The 18,268-nt window shown below is 65.9% G+C and carries 15 protein-coding genes; 5 read left to right on the forward strand and 10 right to left on the reverse strand.

Annotation, left to right across the window (positions count from 1 at the left end):
• Nucleotides 1-20: 20 nt before the first annotated feature.
• Nucleotides 21-374 (reverse strand): DMT family protein, encoded by a 354-nt coding sequence (locus tag VHP37_29045; protein HEX2830419.1) that lies wholly within the window; start codon nt 372-374, stop codon nt 21-23.
• A 55-nt stretch (nt 375-429) separates the two neighbouring features.
• On the opposite strand from VHP37_29045, the gene VHP37_29050 reads away from it, so the two are divergent.
• A complete protein-coding gene (locus VHP37_29050; GenBank protein ID HEX2830420.1) occupies nt 430-951 on the forward strand; it encodes an ATPase, T2SS/T4P/T4SS family in 522 nt (173 codons plus the stop codon).
• A gap of 78 nt (nt 952-1,029) precedes the next feature.
• Here VHP37_29050 and VHP37_29055 read toward each other — a convergent pair whose 3' ends face one another.
• From VHP37_29055 to VHP37_29070, 4 genes are all read right to left on the reverse strand, one after another.
• On the reverse strand, nt 1,030-1,842 hold the full coding sequence (locus VHP37_29055; GenBank protein HEX2830421.1) for a cytochrome P460 family protein: 813 nt from the start codon (nt 1,840-1,842) through the stop codon (nt 1,030-1,032).
• Nucleotides 1,843-1,903: 61 nt separating this feature from the next.
• On the reverse strand, nt 1,904-2,677 hold the full coding sequence (locus VHP37_29060; protein HEX2830422.1) for a phytanoyl-CoA dioxygenase family protein: 774 nt from the start codon (nt 2,675-2,677) through the stop codon (nt 1,904-1,906).
• 3 nt (nt 2,678-2,680) lie between these two features.
• Entirely contained in the window at nt 2,681-6,409 is a 3,729-nt protein-coding gene (metH, locus tag VHP37_29065; protein ID HEX2830423.1) for a methionine synthase, read from the reverse strand.
• Between the two features lie 64 nt (nt 6,410-6,473).
• Nucleotides 6,474-7,706, reverse strand: a complete 1,233-nt coding sequence (locus tag VHP37_29070; protein HEX2830424.1) for a multidrug effflux MFS transporter — start codon at nt 7,704-7,706, stop codon at nt 6,474-6,476.
• Between the two features lie 269 nt (nt 7,707-7,975).
• Here VHP37_29070 and VHP37_29075 point away from each other — a divergent pair, with 269 nt between their 5' ends.
• The 4 genes from VHP37_29075 to VHP37_29090 all read left to right on the forward strand — a co-directional run bounded on the left by VHP37_29075 (nt 7,976) and on the right by VHP37_29090 (nt 12,238).
• Nucleotides 7,976-8,815, forward strand: a complete 840-nt coding sequence (locus VHP37_29075) for a hypothetical protein (protein ID HEX2830425.1) — start codon at nt 7,976-7,978, stop codon at nt 8,813-8,815.
• Between the two features lie 128 nt (nt 8,816-8,943).
• Entirely contained in the window at nt 8,944-11,175 is a 2,232-nt protein-coding gene (locus VHP37_29080; GenBank protein HEX2830426.1) for a CHASE domain-containing protein, read from the forward strand.
• Complete coding sequence (locus tag VHP37_29085; protein ID HEX2830427.1) at nt 11,147-11,791, forward strand: response regulator transcription factor; 645 nt, start codon at nt 11,147-11,149, stop codon at nt 11,789-11,791. The genes VHP37_29080 and VHP37_29085 overlap by 29 nt, the downstream gene beginning before the upstream one ends.
• Before the next feature lie 33 nt (nt 11,792-11,824).
• Nucleotides 11,825-12,238 carry a response regulator gene (locus tag VHP37_29090; protein ID HEX2830428.1) on the forward strand — a complete coding sequence of 138 codons (414 nt, stop codon included), beginning with the start codon at nt 11,825-11,827 and terminating at the stop codon, nt 12,236-12,238.
• Nucleotide 12,239: 1 nt separating this feature from the next.
• On the opposite strand, the gene VHP37_29095 is transcribed toward VHP37_29090, so the two are convergent.
• The 5 genes from VHP37_29095 to VHP37_29115 form a co-directional block, all read right to left on the reverse strand.
• The gene (locus VHP37_29095; protein HEX2830429.1) at nt 12,240-13,466 is read right to left on the reverse strand and encodes an EAL domain-containing protein; all 1,227 of its coding nucleotides are present in this window, start codon (nt 13,464-13,466) and stop codon (nt 12,240-12,242) included.
• A gap of 148 nt (nt 13,467-13,614) precedes the next feature.
• Nucleotides 13,615-15,702 carry an EAL domain-containing protein gene (locus VHP37_29100; protein ID HEX2830430.1) on the reverse strand — a complete coding sequence of 696 codons (2,088 nt, stop codon included), beginning with the start codon at nt 15,700-15,702 and terminating at the stop codon, nt 13,615-13,617.
• Nucleotides 15,703-15,806: 104 nt separating this feature from the next.
• Nucleotides 15,807-16,448, reverse strand: coding sequence for an ATP-binding protein (locus VHP37_29105; protein ID HEX2830431.1), 642 nt, complete (start codon nt 16,446-16,448; stop codon nt 15,807-15,809).
• 643 nt (nt 16,449-17,091) lie between these two features.
• On the reverse strand, nt 17,092-17,490 hold the full coding sequence (locus tag VHP37_29110) for a hypothetical protein (GenBank protein ID HEX2830432.1): 399 nt from the start codon (nt 17,488-17,490) through the stop codon (nt 17,092-17,094).
• Nucleotides 17,491-17,497: 7 nt separating this feature from the next.
• Nucleotides 17,498-18,268, reverse strand: a 771-nt coding sequence (locus VHP37_29115) for an RHS repeat-associated core domain-containing protein (protein ID HEX2830433.1), incomplete at its 5' end; no start/stop codon positions are given.

Consider the following 18,268-nt stretch of genomic DNA (forward strand, 5'->3'; position numbering starts at 1 on the left):
GGACCTGCCGGTCCGCAGCTTCAGGCGCGGAAGATGAAGTATACCGCCCCGAGGAGACACAGCCCGGCGTAGAGGTAGTTCATGCGGACCGGCTCGCCCATGTAAAGCACCGCGAACGGCACGAACACCGAGAGCGTCACCACCTCCTGCAGGATCTTCAGCTGCGCGAGGTTCATCGCCGTGAAGCCGAGGCGGTTCGCCGGGACCTGCACGAGGTATTCGAAGAACGCGATACCCCAACTGACGAGGGCGGCTATCCACCACGGTTTCGAATTGAGATTCTTGAGGTGCCCGTACCACGCGAAAGTCATGAAGAGGTTGGATACGGCGAGCATGAGCGCCGTCGGTACGAGCGGATGCGCGAGCACTGCCATGGATGTCCCGGGGGGAAGGTCACGAAGGGGCGCAATTATAATGGGGGCGCCTCGTATGTCCGTCTCCGCCCTCCTCGTCACCGGCGCTACCGGCGCCGGCAAGACGACTTACCTTTCCCGCCTGATCGCGCAGCGGCCCGCTGCGGCGCGCTGGGCCGTGCTGGTCAACGATTTCGGAGAGGCGAGGCTGCGCACGGGACCCGGCCTCGCGGTGCGCGAGGTCGCGGGCTGCATCTGCTGCTCGGGACAGGTGTCGCTGCGCACGGCGATCGTCGCGCTCCTGCGCGACGGGCCGGAACGGCTGCTGATCGAAGCGTCGGCGGCAGCCCATCCGGACGCGATCGTGCACGTGCTGAACGAGCCCGGTATCGCGTCGGCGGTGACGCTGGAGCGCACGGTGTGCGTCGCCGATCCCGCACAGGCGCTCGATCCGCGTTACGCGAATCTCGAGCTCTACCGGGAGCAGGTGAAGGCGGCGGATGAGGTGGTGCTGAGCAAGACCGACGCTCGTGCAGAGGAAGCGCTGCGCGCAATGGGCGCACAGCGCATAGAGCACGTCATTCCCGACCCGCGATAGCGGAAGAGATCGGGAATCCATTTGACGTTGAGTTCAAAATGGATCCCCGCCTTCGCGGGGATGACCAGGTGCCTGGCGTCACCTGGTCACTTCGAGGGAACCCTTCATCCCGGGGTGCAGGCCGCAGATATAGCCGATCGTGCCGGCGTCGTTGAACGTGAGCGACGCGCTCTGGCCCTTCAGCAGCACCGCGGTACGAAGCTGCTTGTCGACGATCGTGATCTGGTGCGGCGAGTCGTCGCCGTTGGTCCACGTGACGGGTTGCCCCGCGACGACTTTCAGCGTGTTCGGACCGAAGGCGAAGCCGTTGATGTTGACGTCGTGCTGCCCCGACTTCATCGCGACCGGGCCCGTCGGGAACTTGCCCGCGAGCTGCGCGAGCGAGATCACGTAGTCCTGCCGCTCGTGGGGCTTGTGGCACTCGAAGCACGCCTTGATGCCGGCGTTGGCCTTCTCGTTCGGTTTGCCGTCCGCGGTGAAAGCGGCGTACTGCCAGTCGGCGTTACGCCACGCCTCCGGCACCGAAGCGCCCCAGCCCGAGCGCTTCTCCATGACCGTGACGCCGGTGAGATTGCCTTTGACGAAGCGCCCTTTGCCGTCCTTCTCGGGAATGCCCTTGTCGTCGACTTTCGCGCTGAAGATCGCCATCGCGATCTTCGCGCCGTCGGGAATCGGCCGCCCCTCGCGGACCGCTTTCACGACCTCCGGGCTGGTATAGAGCTCGCGGTGCTGCTTGCTGTCGTAGCGGTCTACGGTCGCGTAGAGCTGCCACTTCTGGTAGTCGGCGGGATAGGTGATGAGCTCGGGACGATCTGCCGAAACCGTCGATGCGACGAACGCACCGGCCACGGCCGAAGCCGCGCCGGCGAACAACGCGATGCGTGATTTCATGGCCACCCCCTTGTTGTGAAGCAGGCGGCAAGCGTCCGCTGATCGCCTGCGTCCGGACAGGTTACACCGGAACGTCGGGGAGGGTCGCCGAGCGCGTGCCGGCGATCGGGCGGTTGTCGGTGGCGTGGTAGGTATGAACGACCGAGAACTTGGTCTCGTTCGTCTGGTTGGCGCCGGCGGCGTGGAAGAGCCGGCAGTGAAAGAAGAGCACGTCGCCCGGATCGAGCTCGACGCGCGTCTCGCGCGCGAGGAGCGCGCGGTTCCGCTCCACGTCGGTGCGCAGGAACTGCGCGGCGTCGAGCTGCTCGGGCAGGAATTCCATCGCGTGCGAGCCCGGCAGCACGAGCAGGCACCCGTTCTCGTGGCGCTCGCGGCCGAGCGCGAGCCACACCGAGACGAGCTCGGGCCGCTCGAAGGACCAGTAGCGGATGTCGCGGTGCCAGCTCGTGAGACTGCTGTAGCGCGGGTCCTTGGTCATCACGCAGTTGTGATGCGCCTGCGAGAGCTCGACGCGGGGGCCCAGCAGTTGGCGCAGCCGCGCCGCGACGGCCGGCGACGTCGCCCACTCGCGGAAGGCAGGATCGCGCGCGTACGCCTGGAGAAGACGCCGCACGGTGCGGCCGCCGGGTGCGTCGTGCGATTCCGGCGCGCCGGGATACTGCACATCGGCTTCGTATTCGAGCGGAGGGACCGCCGCGACGAGCTGCGAGCGCGCCGCGCCGAGCATGCGCGAACGCAGCGCTTCGGAGACGAGCCCGCGCACGACGACATAGCCGTCGCGCTCGAACTGCGCGACTTCCGCCGGCGTAAAGCCCGATGCGGGCTCGGCGCTCATCCCTTACTCGACCGTCGCGGGCTCGGGCGCGGGCGCCGAGCGCTCGTAGCCGAGGTTCGGCGAGAGCCAGCGCTCGATCTGCGGGAGCGGCATGCCTTTGCGGCGGCTGTAATCGAGCGCCTGGTCGCGATCGATCTTGCCCACTGCGAAATAGCGCGACTCGGGATGCGAGAGATAGAACCCGCTCACGCTGGACGCCGGGTGCATCGCGAACGATTCGGTGAGCTCGATGCCCGCGCGTTGCGCACCGAGCAGTTCGAACAGCGCGCCTTTCTCGGTGTGGTCCGGGCACGCGGGATATCCCGGCGCCGGACGGATCCCGCGATACTTCTCCGCGATCAGCGCGTCGTTGTCGAGCGTCTCGTCCCTGGCGTAGCCCCAGAACTCGCGGCGCACGCGCGCGTGCAGAAGCTCGGTGAACGCCTCGGCGAGACGATCGGCGATCGCCTTCAGCATGATCGCGCCGTAGTCGTCGCGGGCCTTCTCGAATTTTTCGAGGTGCTTCTCGATGCCGATGCCCGCCGTCACCGCGAAAGCGCCGATGTAATCGGGCACGCCCGACTCTTTCGGCGCGATGAAATCCGCGAGCGAGAAGTTCGGGTTGCCGGTCGGCTTCTCGTTCTGCTGGCGCAGGTTGTGCCACGTCATCAGCACGCGCTTGCGCGATTCGTCCGAATAGATCTCGATGTCCTCGCTGTTGACGCGAGCGGCCGGGAACAGACCGAACGCCGCGCCCGCGGTGAGCCAGCGGCCGTCGATGATCTTCTTCAGCATCGCCTGGCCCTCGGCGAGCACGTTACGCGCGGCTTCGCCGACGATCTCGTCCTTCAGGATCGCGGGATACGGGCCCGAGAGCTCCCACGTCTGGAAGAACGGACCCCAGTCGATGTACCGGGCGATCTCGGCGAGATCGTAGTTCTTCAGCACCTTGACCCCGAGCATCTCGGGCTTGGGCGGCGTGTAGGTCTTCCAGTCGGTCTTGTGCGCGTTGTCGCGCGCCTTCGCAATCGTGATGAGCGACGGACCTTTCTTGCCTTCGTGCGCCTTGCGCAGGCGCTCGTAATCGGCGCGGACCTCGGCGATGTACGCGTCACGCTGCTCTTCGGAGAGCAGGCTGCTGCACACCGACACCGCGCGCGACGCGTCCGGCACCCACACGACGGGCCCGTGGTAATTCGGTGCGATCTTGACCGCGGTGTGCGTGCGCGAGGTCGTGGCGCCCCCGATGAGGAGCGGCACCGCGCCGTAGCCTTCACGCTGCATCTCGCGCGCGTTGTGCGCCATCTCTTCGAGCGAAGGCGTGATGAGACCCGAAAGCCCGATGATGTCGGCTTTGTGCTCGCGGGCGATGTCGGAGATCTTGTTCCACGGCACCATCACGCCGAGGTTGACGACCTCGTAGTTGTTGCACTGGAGCACCACCGCGACGATGTTCTTGCCGATGTCGTGCACGTCGCCTTTGACCGTGGCGAGCACGATCTTGCCTTTCGGGCGGTTGTCGCCCGATTGCGCTTTCTCCGCTTCGAGGAAAGGCTCGAGGTGGGCCACCGCCTGCTTCATGACGCGCGCCGACTTCACCACCTGCGGCAGGAACATCTTGCCCGCGCCGAAGAGATCGCCGACCACGTTCATGCCGTCCATGAGCGGGCCCTCGATGACGTGGATCGGCCGGCCGTACTTGACGCGCGCTTCCTCGGTGTCCTCGACGATGTAGTCGGTGATGCCGCGGACGAGTCCGTGGGTGATCCGCTCTTCGAGCGTGCCCTTGCGCCATTCGAGATCGACGGTCTCGGTCTTCGCTTTGCCCTTCACCGTCTCGGCGAACGCGACCATGCGCTCGGCCGCGTCGGGCCGGCGGTTGAAGATGATGTCCTCGACGTGCTCGAGCAGATCTTTCGGCAGCTCGTCGTAGACCGCGAGCTGACCGGCGTTGACGATCGCCATCGTCAGGCCCGCACGGATCGCGTGATACAGGAACGCCGCGTGGATCGCCTCGCGTACCGGGTTGTTGCCGCGGAACGAGAACGACACGTTCGACAGGCCGCCGGACACGCGCGCGTGCGGCAGGTTCTGGCGTATCCAGCGCGTCGCCTCGATGAAGTCGACGCCGTAGTTGTTGTGCTCTTCGATGCCGGTAGCGATCGCGAAGATGTTCGGATCGAAGATGATGTCCTCGGCGGGGAAGCCGACTTCGTCGACGAGGACGCGATACGCCTCGGCGCAGATCTCCTTGCGCCGAGGCAGCGTGTCGGCCTGGCCTTTCTCGTCGAACGCCATGACGATGACCGCGGCGCCGTAGCGCTTGGCGAGCTTCGCCTGCTGCACGAAAGGCGCCTTGCCTTCCTTCATCGAGATCGAGTTGACGACGCACTTGCCCTGGATGCACTTCAGCCCCGCCTCGATCACGTCCCACTTCGACGAATCGATGACGATCGGCACGCGCGAGATGTCGGGCTCGGCGGCGACGAGCTTGAGGAATCTCACCATCGCCGCCTTGGAGTCGAGCATCGCCTCGTCCATGTTCACGTCGATCATCTGCGCGCCGTTCTCGACCTGCTGCCGCGCGACCGACAGCGCGGCGGCGAAGTCGCCGGCCATGATGAGCTTGGAGAAACCGGGCGAGCCGGTGACGTTGGTGCGCTCGCCGATGTTGGCGAAGAGCGAGTCGTCGCCGATGTTGAGCGCTTCGAGGCCGGACAAGCGCAGGCGATGCTCGATCTCGGGGACCTTGCGCGGCGGCAGGCCCTGCAACGCTTCGGCAATGGCCTTGATGTGCGCGGGCGTGGTGCCGCAACAGCCGCCGGCGACGTTGATGAAGCCGCTCTTGGCGAAATCGAGCAGGTACGACGCGGTCTGCTCGGGCGATTCGTCGTAGCCCGTCTCGGCGAGCGGATTCGGCAGGCCGGCGTTCGGATACGCGCAGACGTAGGTGTCGGCGACGGTCGAGATCTCCTCGATGTACGGCCTCATGAGCTTGGCGCCGAGCGCGCAATTGAGCCCGATCGTGAGCGGCTTCGCGTGCCGCACCGAGTTCCAGAACGCTTCGGGCGTCTGGCCCGACAGCGTGCGGCCCGAGGCGTCGGTGATCGTGCCCGAGATCATCACCGGGATCGTCCGGCCGAGCTTTTCGCAGAGCTGGTCGATCGCGAACAGCGCCGCCTTGGCGTTGAGCGTGTCGAAGATCGTCTCGACGAGGAACAGATCGACGCCGCCTTCGGCGAGCGCTTCAGCCGCCTCGGAGTACGACGCGACCAGCTCATCGAAGCTGATCTTCCGGAAACCGGGGTCGTTGACATCGGGCGAGATCGACGCGGTCTGGTTGGTCGGACCGACCGCGCCGGCGACGAAGCGCGGGCGCGAAGGGTCGAGCTTCTCGAACTTGGCGCACGCGGCGCGCGCGAGCTTCGCCGCTTCGACGTTGAGCTCGCGCACCAGCGACTGCATGTGGTAATCGGCTTGCGCCACCGACGTCGAGTTGAAGGTGTTCGTCTCGATGATGTCGGCGCCGGCTTCGAGATACTGCTCGTGGATCGCCTGGACGATCTGCGGCTGCGTGAGCACGAGCAGGTCGTTGTTGCCTTTGACGTCGTGCGCGTAGTCCTTGAAGCGCTCGCCGCGATACTCCGCCTCCCCGAGCTTGTAGGTCTGGATCATGGTGCCCATCGCGCCGTCGAGGATCAGGATGCGCGTGGAAAGGGCGGCTTCGAGCTGCTGCAGGCGTTCGGGGGTCATCGGGCGGAAGGTTGCGCCGGGCGCGGAACGCGCCAAGCTGTTGATCACAAAGGGCGTAATGTTATCACGCGCGGGGCAGGCCCCGCCCCTGTAGGGCGAGGTAAACAACCCAGCAGGCGCATCCTGCAACGCTGAGCGCCGCCATGCCCGAGGCGAGCTCCAGCGCGCTGTCCGCCAGCAGCGGAGAGACGATGCCCGCCAGGATCGCCGAAAACAGGCTGTGCTGGAACCCGAGCAGCGAAGACACAAGCCCGCGGTTGTGAGGAAAGAGGTCGAGCGCGAGCAGCGTCAGGCTCGGCATGGCGAGCGCCATCCCGAGCGCGTAACCCATGACGGGCAGCACCGACCACGGCAGCGCGGGCCCGGCCAGCGCGCAGTAGGCGAGATTGAACGCCGCCGCGCCGAACACGATCGCGTAGGCGAGCTTTACCGTCTTGCGCGAAGAGAGCTTGCCGGCGACCCGGCCGGAGATGAACGCGCCGAGCGTGACGCCCGCGACGGCGGGCACGAAGATCCACGCGAACTGCGTTTCGGACAGTCCGAGGATGCGATAGACGAACGCCGGCGCCGACACGATGTAGATGAAAAAGCCGCAGAAATTGAGCGCGATCGCCGACGAGACCAGGAACAGCGGAAAGCTGCGCCCGACCGTCAGGTAGTTACGGGCAAGCGCGCGGAGCTCGAACGGCTGGCGCTCGCCGCGCGGCAGCGATTCGCCGAGCCGCGCGCCGCAGGCGACCAGCAATACCGAGGCATAGAGCGCGAGGAACACGAACACCGGACGCCACCCGAACGCCGACTGCAGCCAGCCGCCGATGACCGGGGCGACCGCGGGGGCGATCCCGAAGAGCATCGTCACCAGCGACATCAGGCGTTGCGCTGCGTGACCCTGGAGCGTGTCGCGAATGATCGCGCGGCCGACCACGATGCCCGCGCCGGCCGAAAGCCCTTGTATGCCGCGAAAAACGAGGAGCTGCTCGAACGTCGCGGCGAGCGCGCAGCCTGCGCAGGCGAGCGCGAACACCAGCAGGTTGGCGAGAACGACCGGCCGCCGGCCGAAGGAATCGGAGAGCGTGCCGTGGAACAGCGTCATCACGGCGAAGCCGAGTAGATAGACCGACAGCGTCTGCTGCATGTGCATCGCGGAGACGCGCAGGTCCGCCTCGATCGCGGGAAACGACGGCAGGTAGGTGTCGATCGAGAACGGCCCGATCATCGCCAGCGCGGCGAGCAGCAGCGCGAGGCCGCGGTAGCGCATGCGATCCGGCGCGTGCGCGATGGCTTCTGAGGTCTGCATGAAAGGCGCTGAACGATAGCGCAAGCGGTCGTGCCGGTGCAAAAAGTCACGCGCACGCGAGCTAACTTGCCGTAGGGAAAAGACTGACGTCGTTTGTAGCCGATGCCCTACAGGGAGCGTCGCCACAAGGGATGGACTCGGCGGTGCGCGCGCCGCATCCGGCAGTAATCTCGAAGACGCTTCAACGTTCGTCCCCTGTTGCCCGGGGAATCTCCCGCTCCGGACCTACTGCTCCCGGAGCGTTCAATCAACATCGAAGAGGAACCAAGATGGAAACGAACAAGCTGACTGAAAAACCCTTCGCGCAAGTCGCCGCCGCCATCCAGGCGCTCGACCTCGAAACGGTGAAGGCGAGGCTCATGGATCCGGAGCTCGGCGAGGGCTGGACCCGCGAGTACGCAGACAGCATCGAGGCGGCCTACAAGACCTACCTCACCATGGTCGCGAAATATCAGGAGGACGCCGAAGACATCATGCTGGCCAAGGACGTCGACGAGTTCTGGCACACGCACATCCTCCAGACGATGAAATACAGCGCCGATTGCGAGACGGTATTCGGCACCTATCTGCACCACAACCCGCACGTCGGGCCGCGCACGGCGGCGGACCTCTCGAAGCGCGAGGAGATGGCCGCGAAGACGCGCCACCTCTACGCGCAGGAATTCGCGGACGCCGATGCGGCATGGGCCGGGGGCTCGCCGCGCTCGGCGGCTTTCTCGAGCGCCGCGGTGAGTGCAGGCGCCGCCGCATTCAGCAGCGCGGCCATCCGCGAGGCCAGCGCGGCGTTCTCGAGCGCAGCGATCGCGGCGCGTGACGCGGCGTTCTCCAGCGCGGCGATCCGCGCTGAGCGCGCGGCCTTCTCGAGCGCGGCGGTCGGCGCGACCGGCGCGGCATTCTCCAGTGCTGCGATCCAAGCGAAGGACGCCGCATTCTCCAGTGCTGCTATCCAGGCGAAGGACGCGGCATTCTCCAGCGCTGCTATCCCGGCGAAGGACGCGGCATTCTCCAGCGCTGCTATCCAGGCGAAGAATGCGGCATTCTCCAGCGCCGCGATCAGCGCCGAAAGCGCCGCGTTCTCCAGCGCGGCACGGCCGCACGCGCGCACCTGAGCGCGTCACGCAAGCCACGAAAGGCCGGCAGTCGCCGGCCTTTCGTTTCGCCGGCGCGGATGCGGCGCGGGCCGCGCGCGACCTTGCGCTACACTCGAAACGTCCGGTCGAGGAGGACACCCGCACGCATGACCGATCCCGAGGAGACGCCGTCGCAGCGCACGCGCCGTTGGGCCGTGCTGCCGTGGCTCGTGCTGCTCATCGGCGTACCTGCGTCCATCTATCTGTTCGTTGTGCTCAACCAGGCGGTCGAGGAAGTCGCCCGCTCGCGTTTCGAACGCGAAGCGAGCGAAGCGAAGGGCCTGATCGAAGTCAGAATCCATTTCTACGCGGACATCCTCTACGGTCTGCGGGCGCTGTTCGCGACCCAACCGAACGTGAGCCGGCTGGATTTCCATCGTTACGTCCGGTCGCTCGACCTGAAACAGCGCTATCCCGGGTTCGACCTGGTCAACTTCGCCGCGTACGTCCCCGGTCGGGAGCGCGCGCGCTTCGAAGCCGCGGTGAGGCGCGACGTCAGCCTCGACGCTCGCGGCTATCCCGATTTCGCCATCAAGCCGCCGGGGGAACGGCCCGATTACCACGTGATGGTCTATCTCGAGCCGATGCAGGACTTTCGCTTCGCATTCGGTCTCGATCTCGGGGCCAATCCCGCGCTCGACGCCGCGCCCAAGACGCTCGTCAGCCTGCAACACAGCGCGCGCGACAGCGGCCGCCTCACCGCGTCGGGTATGCCGATCCGCATCAAGGGCGCCAAGGAATACGTCGGCCTCGCGATGCGGCTCGCGGTGTATCGCGCCGGAGCCGCCATCGACACCGTCGAGCAGCGTCGCGCTGCGTACGTGGGATCGGTCGGGGCCGGCTTCAACGTCGAGCACCTCATGAAAGGCACGCTGCACGAAGGCATGGCGCAGTACATGCGCTTCATCCTGTACGACGCCGGGTCCGCAAGCGACCCCCGCAGCACGGCCGCGCCCGTGCAGGAGCGGCTGTTGTTCGACAGCGATCCTCGCAAGGGCGCGGCAGGGGAAGACCACGACGCCTTCACGCGCGTGCTGCCGATCGAAGTCGGCGGCCGCATTTGGCGCATCCATTTCAAGGCGCCGCGCTCGGCGCTGATCGAGAAGGTCGACGCGTTGTCGCCCTGGGTCGTGCTGGTCGGCGGCATCCTGACCAGCCTGCTCCTCGCGGGCCTCTTCTATTCGCTCGCATCGTCGCGCGGCCGCGCGCTCGCGATCGCCTCGGAGATGACGAGCCACCTGCGTGAAAGCGAAGCGAGCCTCACCGAAGCGCACGCGCTGCTCGCAGACGCGCAAAAGCTCGCCGGCGTCGGCTGCTGCCACTACGAACCCGGCAACGGCCGCATCGTATGGTCGGAAGAGCTCTTCCACATCCACGGCGTCGATCCCGGCACGTTCGCGCCGACCTACGAGTCGACCATGGCGCTCGTGCATCCCGAGGACCGCTCGTCGTGGGCCCGCGCGCTCGAGCGCGCGCTGGCAAGCGGCGCGCCGTTCTCGAGCGAGTTTCGCATCGTGCGGCCCGACCGGAGCGTGCGGCACCTGCGCAGCCTCGGCGAGGTCATGCACGACGGGGGCGGCACCGTGACGAGCATGCTGTGGTCGGTGCTCGACATCACCGAGCAGAAACGCACCGAGGATGCGCTGCGCGCCTCGGCCGAGCAGCTCACGGCGCTGTCGCGCCGCCTCGTCGAGGTGCAGGAGGCCGAGCGCCGGCAGCTTTCGCGCGAGCTGCACGATCGTGTCGGGCAGAACCTGACGGCGCTCAGCATCAACCTCGACATGCTGCGCACGTCGCTCGGCGACGCGAACGCCAAGCACGCGGCGCGCTTGCGCGATTCGACCGCGCTGCTCGAATCGACCGCCGACTCGATCGAAGACGTGATGTCCGAGCTGCGCCCGCCGATGCTCGACGATTACGGCCTCTATCCCGCGCTCAACTGGTACGCCCGTCGCTTCGCCGAGCGCACCGGCATCGAGGTCGAGGTCTTCGGCAGCGACACGTCCGAGCGCCCCCGGCCCGAGATCGAGATCACCCTCTTCCGCATCGCCCAGGAAGCGCTGACCAACGTCGCCAAGCACGCCGAGGCGAGCCGGGTGCGGATCGACCTCACGCACGCGAACGGCCACTGCGTGATGCGCGTGGCGGATAATGGCATAGGCATAGACACCGCGCGCCTCGGCGACATCCGCGAGCGCCGCGGCCTCGGAATGGTTACGATGCGGGAACGCACGCAGGCCGTCGGGGGACATTTCACCGCAAGCACGGTGCCGGGCGGCGGCACCGAGATCGCAATCGAGGTACCGGTCCATGACGATACGCATACTCATAGCGGATGATCACGGCGTAGTCGCAGAAGGGCTGCGCTCGCTGGTCAGCACCCAGCCCGAGATGGAAGTGATCGGGCTCGCCGAAAACGGCCGCGAGGTCGTGCGCGCGGCGCTCGACACCACGCCCGACATCGTGCTGATGGATCACGCGATGCCGCTGCTCAACGGCACCGAGGCGACGCGCCTCATCCGCGACCGCTCCGATCGCACGCGCGTCATCATGCTGTCGATGTACTCCGACGCGGTGCACGTCTATCGCGCGCTCCAGGCGGGCGCGACGGGCTACATCGTGAAGAAGTCGGTCGCGAAGGAAGTGGTGGACGCGATCCACGCGGTGCACCGCGGCGGACGCTATCTGTCGAAGCAGCTCGCCGACATCGTCATCGATCACGTCGTTCACAAAACGGGGCCCGACGACCCCCTCGAGCGCCTGTCTTCGCGCGAGCGGCAGGTGCTGCAATTGCTGGCGGAAGGTCATAGCGTGGCCGAGATCGCCGCGACGCTGTCGCTGTCTCCTAAGACTGTCGAGACCTATAGAGCGCGGATGATGGAGAAGCTCGGCATATTCGATCTCGCGAACCTCGTTCGTTTCGCGATACAGCAAGGCGTTACAGCGCTAGAGTAGTTTTTCCCGGCGCGTCCCCAGGAGATAAGAGGCATGACGGCCCGCTACACCCAGGACCCCGTCGCGCTCGTCGTCAACAGCCACCATGCGGTACGGCGAGCGCTATGCGAGAAGATCAGGGCGTCTTTCGCGAATTTCAGACTGCGCGAAGCGGCGAGCATGGCCGACGCGCTGGCGATCCTCGAGACGGAAACGATCGACATCGTGCTGCTCGAAGGCGATCACCACGGCATCAACAGCCTGCAGGCGACGCGCGCGGTGCTCGAGCGCTCGCCGCAGTCGTCGGTGATCATGGTGTCGGGTGTCAGCGAGCCGTCGTGCCGCTCCGCGGCGAGCCGCGCCGGCGCGATGGCCTTCGTTTCCAGGCGCGCGATCAACAGCGAGCTGATGCAGGTGCTCGCCGACGTGCTCGGCGAGCGCGGACGCCAGGACGACCCTGGCGTATAGGTCAGGCTGCGGACGCTTGTTCGGCGGCGAGGCGTCCCGGCTGGACCGCGCGACGCGCGAGGTTCTTCTCGCACAGCATGCACGCGGCTTCGAGCGTGCCCGGGCGGCCGAGCAGGTAACCCTGCATCTTCGCCACCCCCATCGCCTTGAGCTTCGACAGCTCGGCCGCAGTCTCGATGCCTTCGGCGACGAGGTCGCAGCGATGCTCTTTTCCGAACTGGATCAGCGCCGAAGCGAGCGTCGAGCGCGCATGATCGGTGTGGATGCCGCGCACCAGGCTCATGTGCAGCTTGATGATGTCGGGCTTCAACTGCAGGATGTGACGGAAGCTCTCGATACCGCCGCCCGCCTCGTCGACCGAGATGCGCAGCCCATGCTCGCGCAGCGGGGCCAGCACTTTCGCCATCTCGTCGTACTGGCGGATCGTCGGGTGCTCGTTGATCTCGAGCACGATGCGCTCGAGAGGCGCGTTGGCGAAAGCGCGCTCGAGCTGACCGTTGACGATGATGTTCGGTGAGACGTTGAAGCCGATGTAGACCGCATCGGGCAGTCGCTGGAAGCTCTCCATCGCTTTGGCGATGAGCTTCGCCTCGAGCGCCACGTCCATGCCGACGCGCGCGGCGTCGGCGAACCACTCGCCCGGTCCGCGCGGCGGCGTGCCGGCGAAGCGCGCGAGCGCTTCGAACCCGACGACCGCGGCGCGCTTGATGTCGTAGACCGGCTGATAGAGGAACGAGACGAGGTCGCTGTCGATCGCGAACCGCACGCGCTCCTCGATCTCGGCGGTGCGGCGTTGCGCGTACATGTCGGCTTCGATGTGCTCCGCGGCGAGCTCGGCGAAGACGCGCACCATCGACACGTCACGCCCGTGCAGGACCGCATCGGCGCGCGGGCCGGCGCAGACCAGGTTGCCGTAGCGCGTGCCGCCATCGAGCTGGATGGGCACGCAGATGTGAGCGCCCGCTCTCGCGTTGTCAGCACCGCATTCGGCATGATCGAAAGGATCCCGCCCGCCGGGGACGAGGCCCGGATATTCGGAGCGCGTGTCGATGTGGCGGATGACGCTGCCGCCGTCGGCGGCCTCGGAGATGTAGGCGATATCGACGTGAAGGTAGGCGCGCAACGCCCGGAGAGCGCGACCGAGCAGCGGCCCCATGGGCACGGTGCCGGGCTTTTTGTCTTCCACCAGGAAGTTCAGGAACGTCAGGTCCCCAGGCGCGATGCTCATCGGCCAGCTTACCTTTCTTTAGCCATTACAATCAGCTGATTCTACTGCTGTGCGAAGGTTTTACATTAGATTTATGTTGCGAGGCAGCAAAACAGCGCTGACGCGACACGCCTCCTATAACGACCGATCCCGGGAAAACTGAACCGGTCTAGGGGTGGCGCGCGGCGGTGGCGGCGAGCGGCTCGTCGAGCGCGCCGGATAGGAATTTCGTGAGGGCGGCGTCGTCCAGGGGCTTCGAGAGCAGGTAGCCCTGGATTTCGTCGCAGCCGTTCTCGGCGAGGAAGGCGAGCTGGGCGCGCGTCTCCACGCCCTCGGCGATCACGCCCATCCCGAGGTTGTGCGCCAGCGAGATGATGGCGCGGGTGATCGTGGCGTCGTGGGGGCTGCCGGGCACGTCGTCGATGAACGAGCGGTCGATCTTCAGCCGGTCGATCGGGAAGCGCCGCAGGTAGCCCAGGCTCGAATAGCCCGTCCCGAAGTCGTCGATCGCGAGCTGGACGTTCATCTCCTTGAGCTCGGACAGGATCGAGAGCACGCGCTCGGTGTTGCCCATCATCATGCTCTCGGTGATCTCGAGCTCTAGGCACTGCGGCGGCAGCCCGGTCTGTCCGAGGATGCGCTCGATGGTCTTGGCGAGCGCCGACTGGTAGAACTGCCGCGCCGAGAGGTTGACCGCGACGCGGCCGAAATCCGCGCCCTGCGCGCGCAAGGACGCGGCGAAGCGGCACGCGGTGAGCAGCACCCATTCGCCGATCGGCACGATGAGCCCGCTCTCTTCGGCGATGGGAATGAAGCGGTCGGGCGCGATGCGGCCGAGCTCGGGATGCTCCCAGCGCAGCAGCGCTTCGAAGCCCACGATCTCCACGCTGCTCGCCGCCGCCTGCGGCTGGTAATGCAGCAGGAGCTCGCCCTGCTCGACCGCCTTGGACAGCCGCGTCTTCAGCTGGAACTGCTCGGAGATCGAGTTGTTCATCTCCTTGCGGTAGAAGCTGTAGGTGTTACGGCCGCGCTCCTTGGCGTGATACATCGCGGCGTCGGCGTTCTTGAGCAGCTCCTCGACCGATGCGCCGTCGAGCGGATAGAGCGCGATGCCGAGGCTCGCCGACACCGTGATTTCCTGCTTCTCGATCATCACCGGCTGCGACAGGCGGCTCACGATGCGCTCGGCGATATCGGTGACTTCGGCGATGTCGTGGATCTCGGTCGCGATCAGCACGAACTCGTCGCCGCCGAAACGCGCGACGGTGTCCTCGGGCCGCAGGATCTCGACGAGCTCGCGGGCGACGTCCTTCAGCAGCACGTCGCCCGCGGCGTGGCCGAGCCCGTCGTTGACGAGCTTGAAGTGGTCGAGGTCGAGGAACATCACCGCGCAGGTGAGATCGCGCCGATCGGCGCGGAACAGCGCCTGTTGCAGCCGGTCGTGCAGCAGGTGGCGGTTGGCGAGGCCGGTCAGCGCGTCGTGGTTGACGTGGTGCTCGAGCTCTTCCTGGTAGCGGCGCGTCTCGGTGATGTCGTTGAGCACGCCGACGAAGTGCGTGACGTGGCCCTTGGCGTTGCGCACCGGAGACACGTGCAGCTCGTTGTAGAAGAGCGAGCCGTCCTTGCGGTAGTTGCGCAGCGTGACCCGCCCTTCCTGGCGCGTCGCGAGCAGCGCTCGCAAGCTGGCGAGCTCGGGCTGGTCGGTGTCCGCGCCCTGAAGGAAGCGGCAGTTGCGGCCGATCGTCTCCGGCGCGCTGTATCCGGTGATCCGCTCGAAAGCGGGGTTCACGTGCACGATCGAATAATTCTGGCGGCGGCCGGTGGTGATGACGACGGCATTGACGGTCGCTTCGAGCGCGCGCTCGTGCAGGCGCAGCTTCTGTTCCGCAGCGACGCGCTCGGTGACGTCGCGGAAGTAGATCGACAGACCGCCCGCGTGGGGGTACGCGTCGACCTCGTACCAGATACCGTAGCGCAGTGAGTACTCGAGGTAGCGGACCGTGCGGCCCTCGGTCATCGCCTCGTGGAGTCGGCGGTAACCCTGCGTGCGCACGCCCTCGGGGAAGAGGTCCCAGCACACCCGCCCGAGCATGCGAGTCGCGCGCATGCGGAAGACCTGCTGCGCCTTCTTGTTGAGGTACGTGAAGCGCCAGTCACGGTCGACGGCGACGAACGCATCGGAGATGCTCTCGAGGATCTGCTCGGCCTGCAGACTGCCGGCAATGCGATCCGGGCTCGTGTCGGCGTCGGAGGGCATGTCGGCGCGGAGTCTTCCGTGATGAGCCTGCAAAAAAAATTGGGGCGAGTTTGGGGTTGGGCCACCCCAAAGTCAAGGCACAGCAAGTGCAGTGCCGCAGCGACTTACGCGCGCATCGCACGATCCAGCGTGCGATAGCGTATGGCCTCCGCGACGTGCGTCGAGCGCACTCGCTCGCTGCCTTCGATATCGGCTATCGAGCGCGCGACCTTGAGCACGCGATGATAGGCGCGTGCGGACAGCCCCAGCCGCGCGATCGCTTTACCCAGAAGTATCGCCCCTTCCGCGTCCGGCGTGCAGTGCTCGTCGACTTCTTTCGTCGTGAGCCGGGCGTTGGTTTTTTGCTGCCGTGCAACCTGGCGCGCGCGCGCGAGTGTGACGCGCTCGCGGATCGCCGCGGAAGCCTCGCCGTCGGCGCCGCGTGCGAGCGCCTCGGGCTCGACCGCCGGCACTTCGAGCTGGACATCGATGCGGTCCAGCAACGGCCCCGAGATCTTCCAGCGGTAACGCAGCACCTGATCGGGCGTGCAGCGGCAGCGGTTCGCATAGTGACCCAGATAGCCGCAGGGACAGGGACGCGTTGCTCTTTTGCCATTTTCCGCCGTCACACTTAAGTCTCTGAAACCAAAGGAAACTGACTTCCAGCCAGAGACTCTCGGCGAGCACCTGAAGCAGCGGCGTCTCACGCTCGGTCTGACGCAAGCTGAGGCCGGGCGGCGGCTCGGCGCGAGCCAATTCACCGTCATGAATTGGGAATTGGAACGCCGCTGGCCGCGGGATAAGCACTGGCCAGCGATCGTCGCCTTCCTTGGCTACGATCCGCGTACGGGCGCAGCGTCCTTGATGGAGCGGCGTTGAGTCTCCGCTGATTGGCCGCAGCTGACGCACCGCGAGAAGCCAACGTGGACCAGCCAGCACTGCGGCTCGGCAGCCGGCTGGACGACCCCGCGGCTGGCCAACCGGCTGAGCGGTCTATAGAAACACGAGATTCATCCCGCAATGAGCCACGGTCGAATGGGCGCGCCGCATCCTCTCTCCGTCGCTCACCTCACGCGCCGTTGATCCCTTTCCGCGACAGCCGGACGCTTGAACAGGCGCGAACCATCGACAACCCCACGTCGTCGACCATGATCCGGGCTGCCGCGCTCTCGGCGTCGGCGCCGAGCTCATCGTCTCTGGCGACGCCCACCTGCTCAACCTCAAGCGCTACCAGAACATGCCCATCGTCAGCGCCGCCCAGGCGCTGCGCTGCGCATCGTCGCAGCCGCCTGAAGCGGCAACGCCCAGCGCGAACGCTGGGCGTTGTCGGAACTTGCAAAGAATCTGGACCTGACCCTATTTACCCTCTATTTATCCTCCCGTGAGGCCGTCGTAGACTGTAGCCGGTGGTCACGCCGTTGACGGTCTTGCCGATGCATTCCTGTGAGCGATGAGTAAATCATAGACGGTTTGCCTCTTATCGAGCTTCGTGACATCGATGCCCTCTTGCGATAGCCACGCTTCAAGCTTTTCGGTCCCGGCGTCGAGATGCCAACTATCCAGCTCGGTGAATCTATCAAGTCTGTCGGCGGGACGAATTTGTCGAGGGTCAATCCCGTAGCAAGATCCCAAGATGTCAAAGATTTTGCAAAACGCCTCAAAGTCGAGTCGCTCGCGATCACTCAGGTTTGTATAGATATCGTTGAGCGGGACGAGCCGACGTCTGCCAAATATTCGGCGTTTGCGGAATGCGCGATAGCCGATGATAAATACGAGAGCGGATACGCACACAGCGAGGAAGATTTCCATCTTCTACTCAGGGACACATTGCATAGAAAAGGCCGCTGGCGAAAACTCCGAGGTTGTAGAAGCCGATTCCAACTGTGGCTACTCCGATTGCCGCTGCACTAGCACGCACTGCTGCATGGCCAGCACCGGGTACCCCAAACGCGCGCGGTACGCTTGTTAGCGGATTCGTTGAACCGAGTGCTGGCGGACGGCCTTCGGTCGCCCATGACCAAGATTTTGGCCAGAGTCCTCCCGCGAGCGTCGTGACATATGGTCCCACGTCAACGGTCCACTCGCGAACGTGCTCGTTGTATCGATCCCAATAGTCGAGGCCGTGAGGGTCTCTCCAGCTGATCGGATTCCCCCCAACATAGGCATAAAGATTGGGCCCACCCTCAAACTCTATCGGATCCTCCGATATAAACCTCCCGAACCCCGGATGGTAATACCGCGCCCGGTAATAGTAGAGGCCCGTCCCGTCATTCTCCCGCCCGGTGTAGAGCTGCGTCGTGCCGTCCGTCCCGAACTGCGTCGCCGTGCCGTAGGGCTCGTAGCTGTAGCTGTCGGTCACGGTGCCCGAGGTGTTCACCAGGTAGAGCGTGTTGTTGTTGGCGTCTGGGAGCAGACCGAGCACGCTGGCCGTCGCGCCACTGCCCGTCAGGCGCAGGAAGGTCTCGTCCAGGCCCAGGCCGGTCACGAGATTCGCCATGGGCGTGCCGGCGCCGTCTTTCTCCTGGACGATGTTCAGGCCGTCGTAGACGTACTGGGTGGTGGCGCCACCGACGGTCTTGCCGGTGCG

The sequence above is a fragment of the Burkholderiales bacterium genome (genome assembly GCA_036262035.1).
Taxonomy (GTDB): Bacteria; Pseudomonadota; Gammaproteobacteria; order Burkholderiales; family SG8-41; genus JAQGMV01.

Coding starts and splice junctions, on each gene's coding strand:
- VHP37_29105 (HEX2830431.1), bottom strand. CDS start 16,448: ATGACGGTGAATTGGCTCGCGCCGAGCCGCCGCCCGGCCTCAGCTTGC.
- metH (HEX2830423.1), bottom strand. CDS start 6,409: ATGACCCCCGAACGCCTGCAGCAGCTCGAAGCCGCCCTTTCCACGCGC.
- VHP37_29045 (HEX2830419.1), bottom strand. CDS start 374: ATGGCAGTGCTCGCGCATCCGCTCGTACCGACGGCGCTCATGCTCGCC.
- VHP37_29085 (HEX2830427.1), top strand. CDS start 11,147: ATGACGATACGCATACTCATAGCGGATGATCACGGCGTAGTCGCAGAA.
- VHP37_29050 (HEX2830420.1), top strand. CDS start 430: ATGTCCGTCTCCGCCCTCCTCGTCACCGGCGCTACCGGCGCCGGCAAG.
- VHP37_29080 (HEX2830426.1), top strand. CDS start 8,944: ATGACCGATCCCGAGGAGACGCCGTCGCAGCGCACGCGCCGTTGGGCC.
- VHP37_29110 (HEX2830432.1), bottom strand. CDS start 17,490: ATGGAAATCTTCCTCGCTGTGTGCGTATCCGCTCTCGTATTTATCATC.
- VHP37_29055 (HEX2830421.1), bottom strand. CDS start 1,842: ATGAAATCACGCATCGCGTTGTTCGCCGGCGCGGCTTCGGCCGTGGCC.
- VHP37_29095 (HEX2830429.1), bottom strand. CDS start 13,466: ATGAGCATCGCGCCTGGGGACCTGACGTTCCTGAACTTCCTGGTGGAA.
- VHP37_29075 (HEX2830425.1), top strand. CDS start 7,976: ATGGAAACGAACAAGCTGACTGAAAAACCCTTCGCGCAAGTCGCCGCC.
- VHP37_29060 (HEX2830422.1), bottom strand. CDS start 2,677: ATGAGCGCCGAGCCCGCATCGGGCTTTACGCCGGCGGAAGTCGCGCAG.
- VHP37_29100 (HEX2830430.1), bottom strand. CDS start 15,702: ATGCCCTCCGACGCCGACACGAGCCCGGATCGCATTGCCGGCAGTCTG.
- VHP37_29090 (HEX2830428.1), top strand. CDS start 11,825: ATGACGGCCCGCTACACCCAGGACCCCGTCGCGCTCGTCGTCAACAGC.
- VHP37_29070 (HEX2830424.1), bottom strand. CDS start 7,706: ATGCAGACCTCAGAAGCCATCGCGCACGCGCCGGATCGCATGCGCTAC.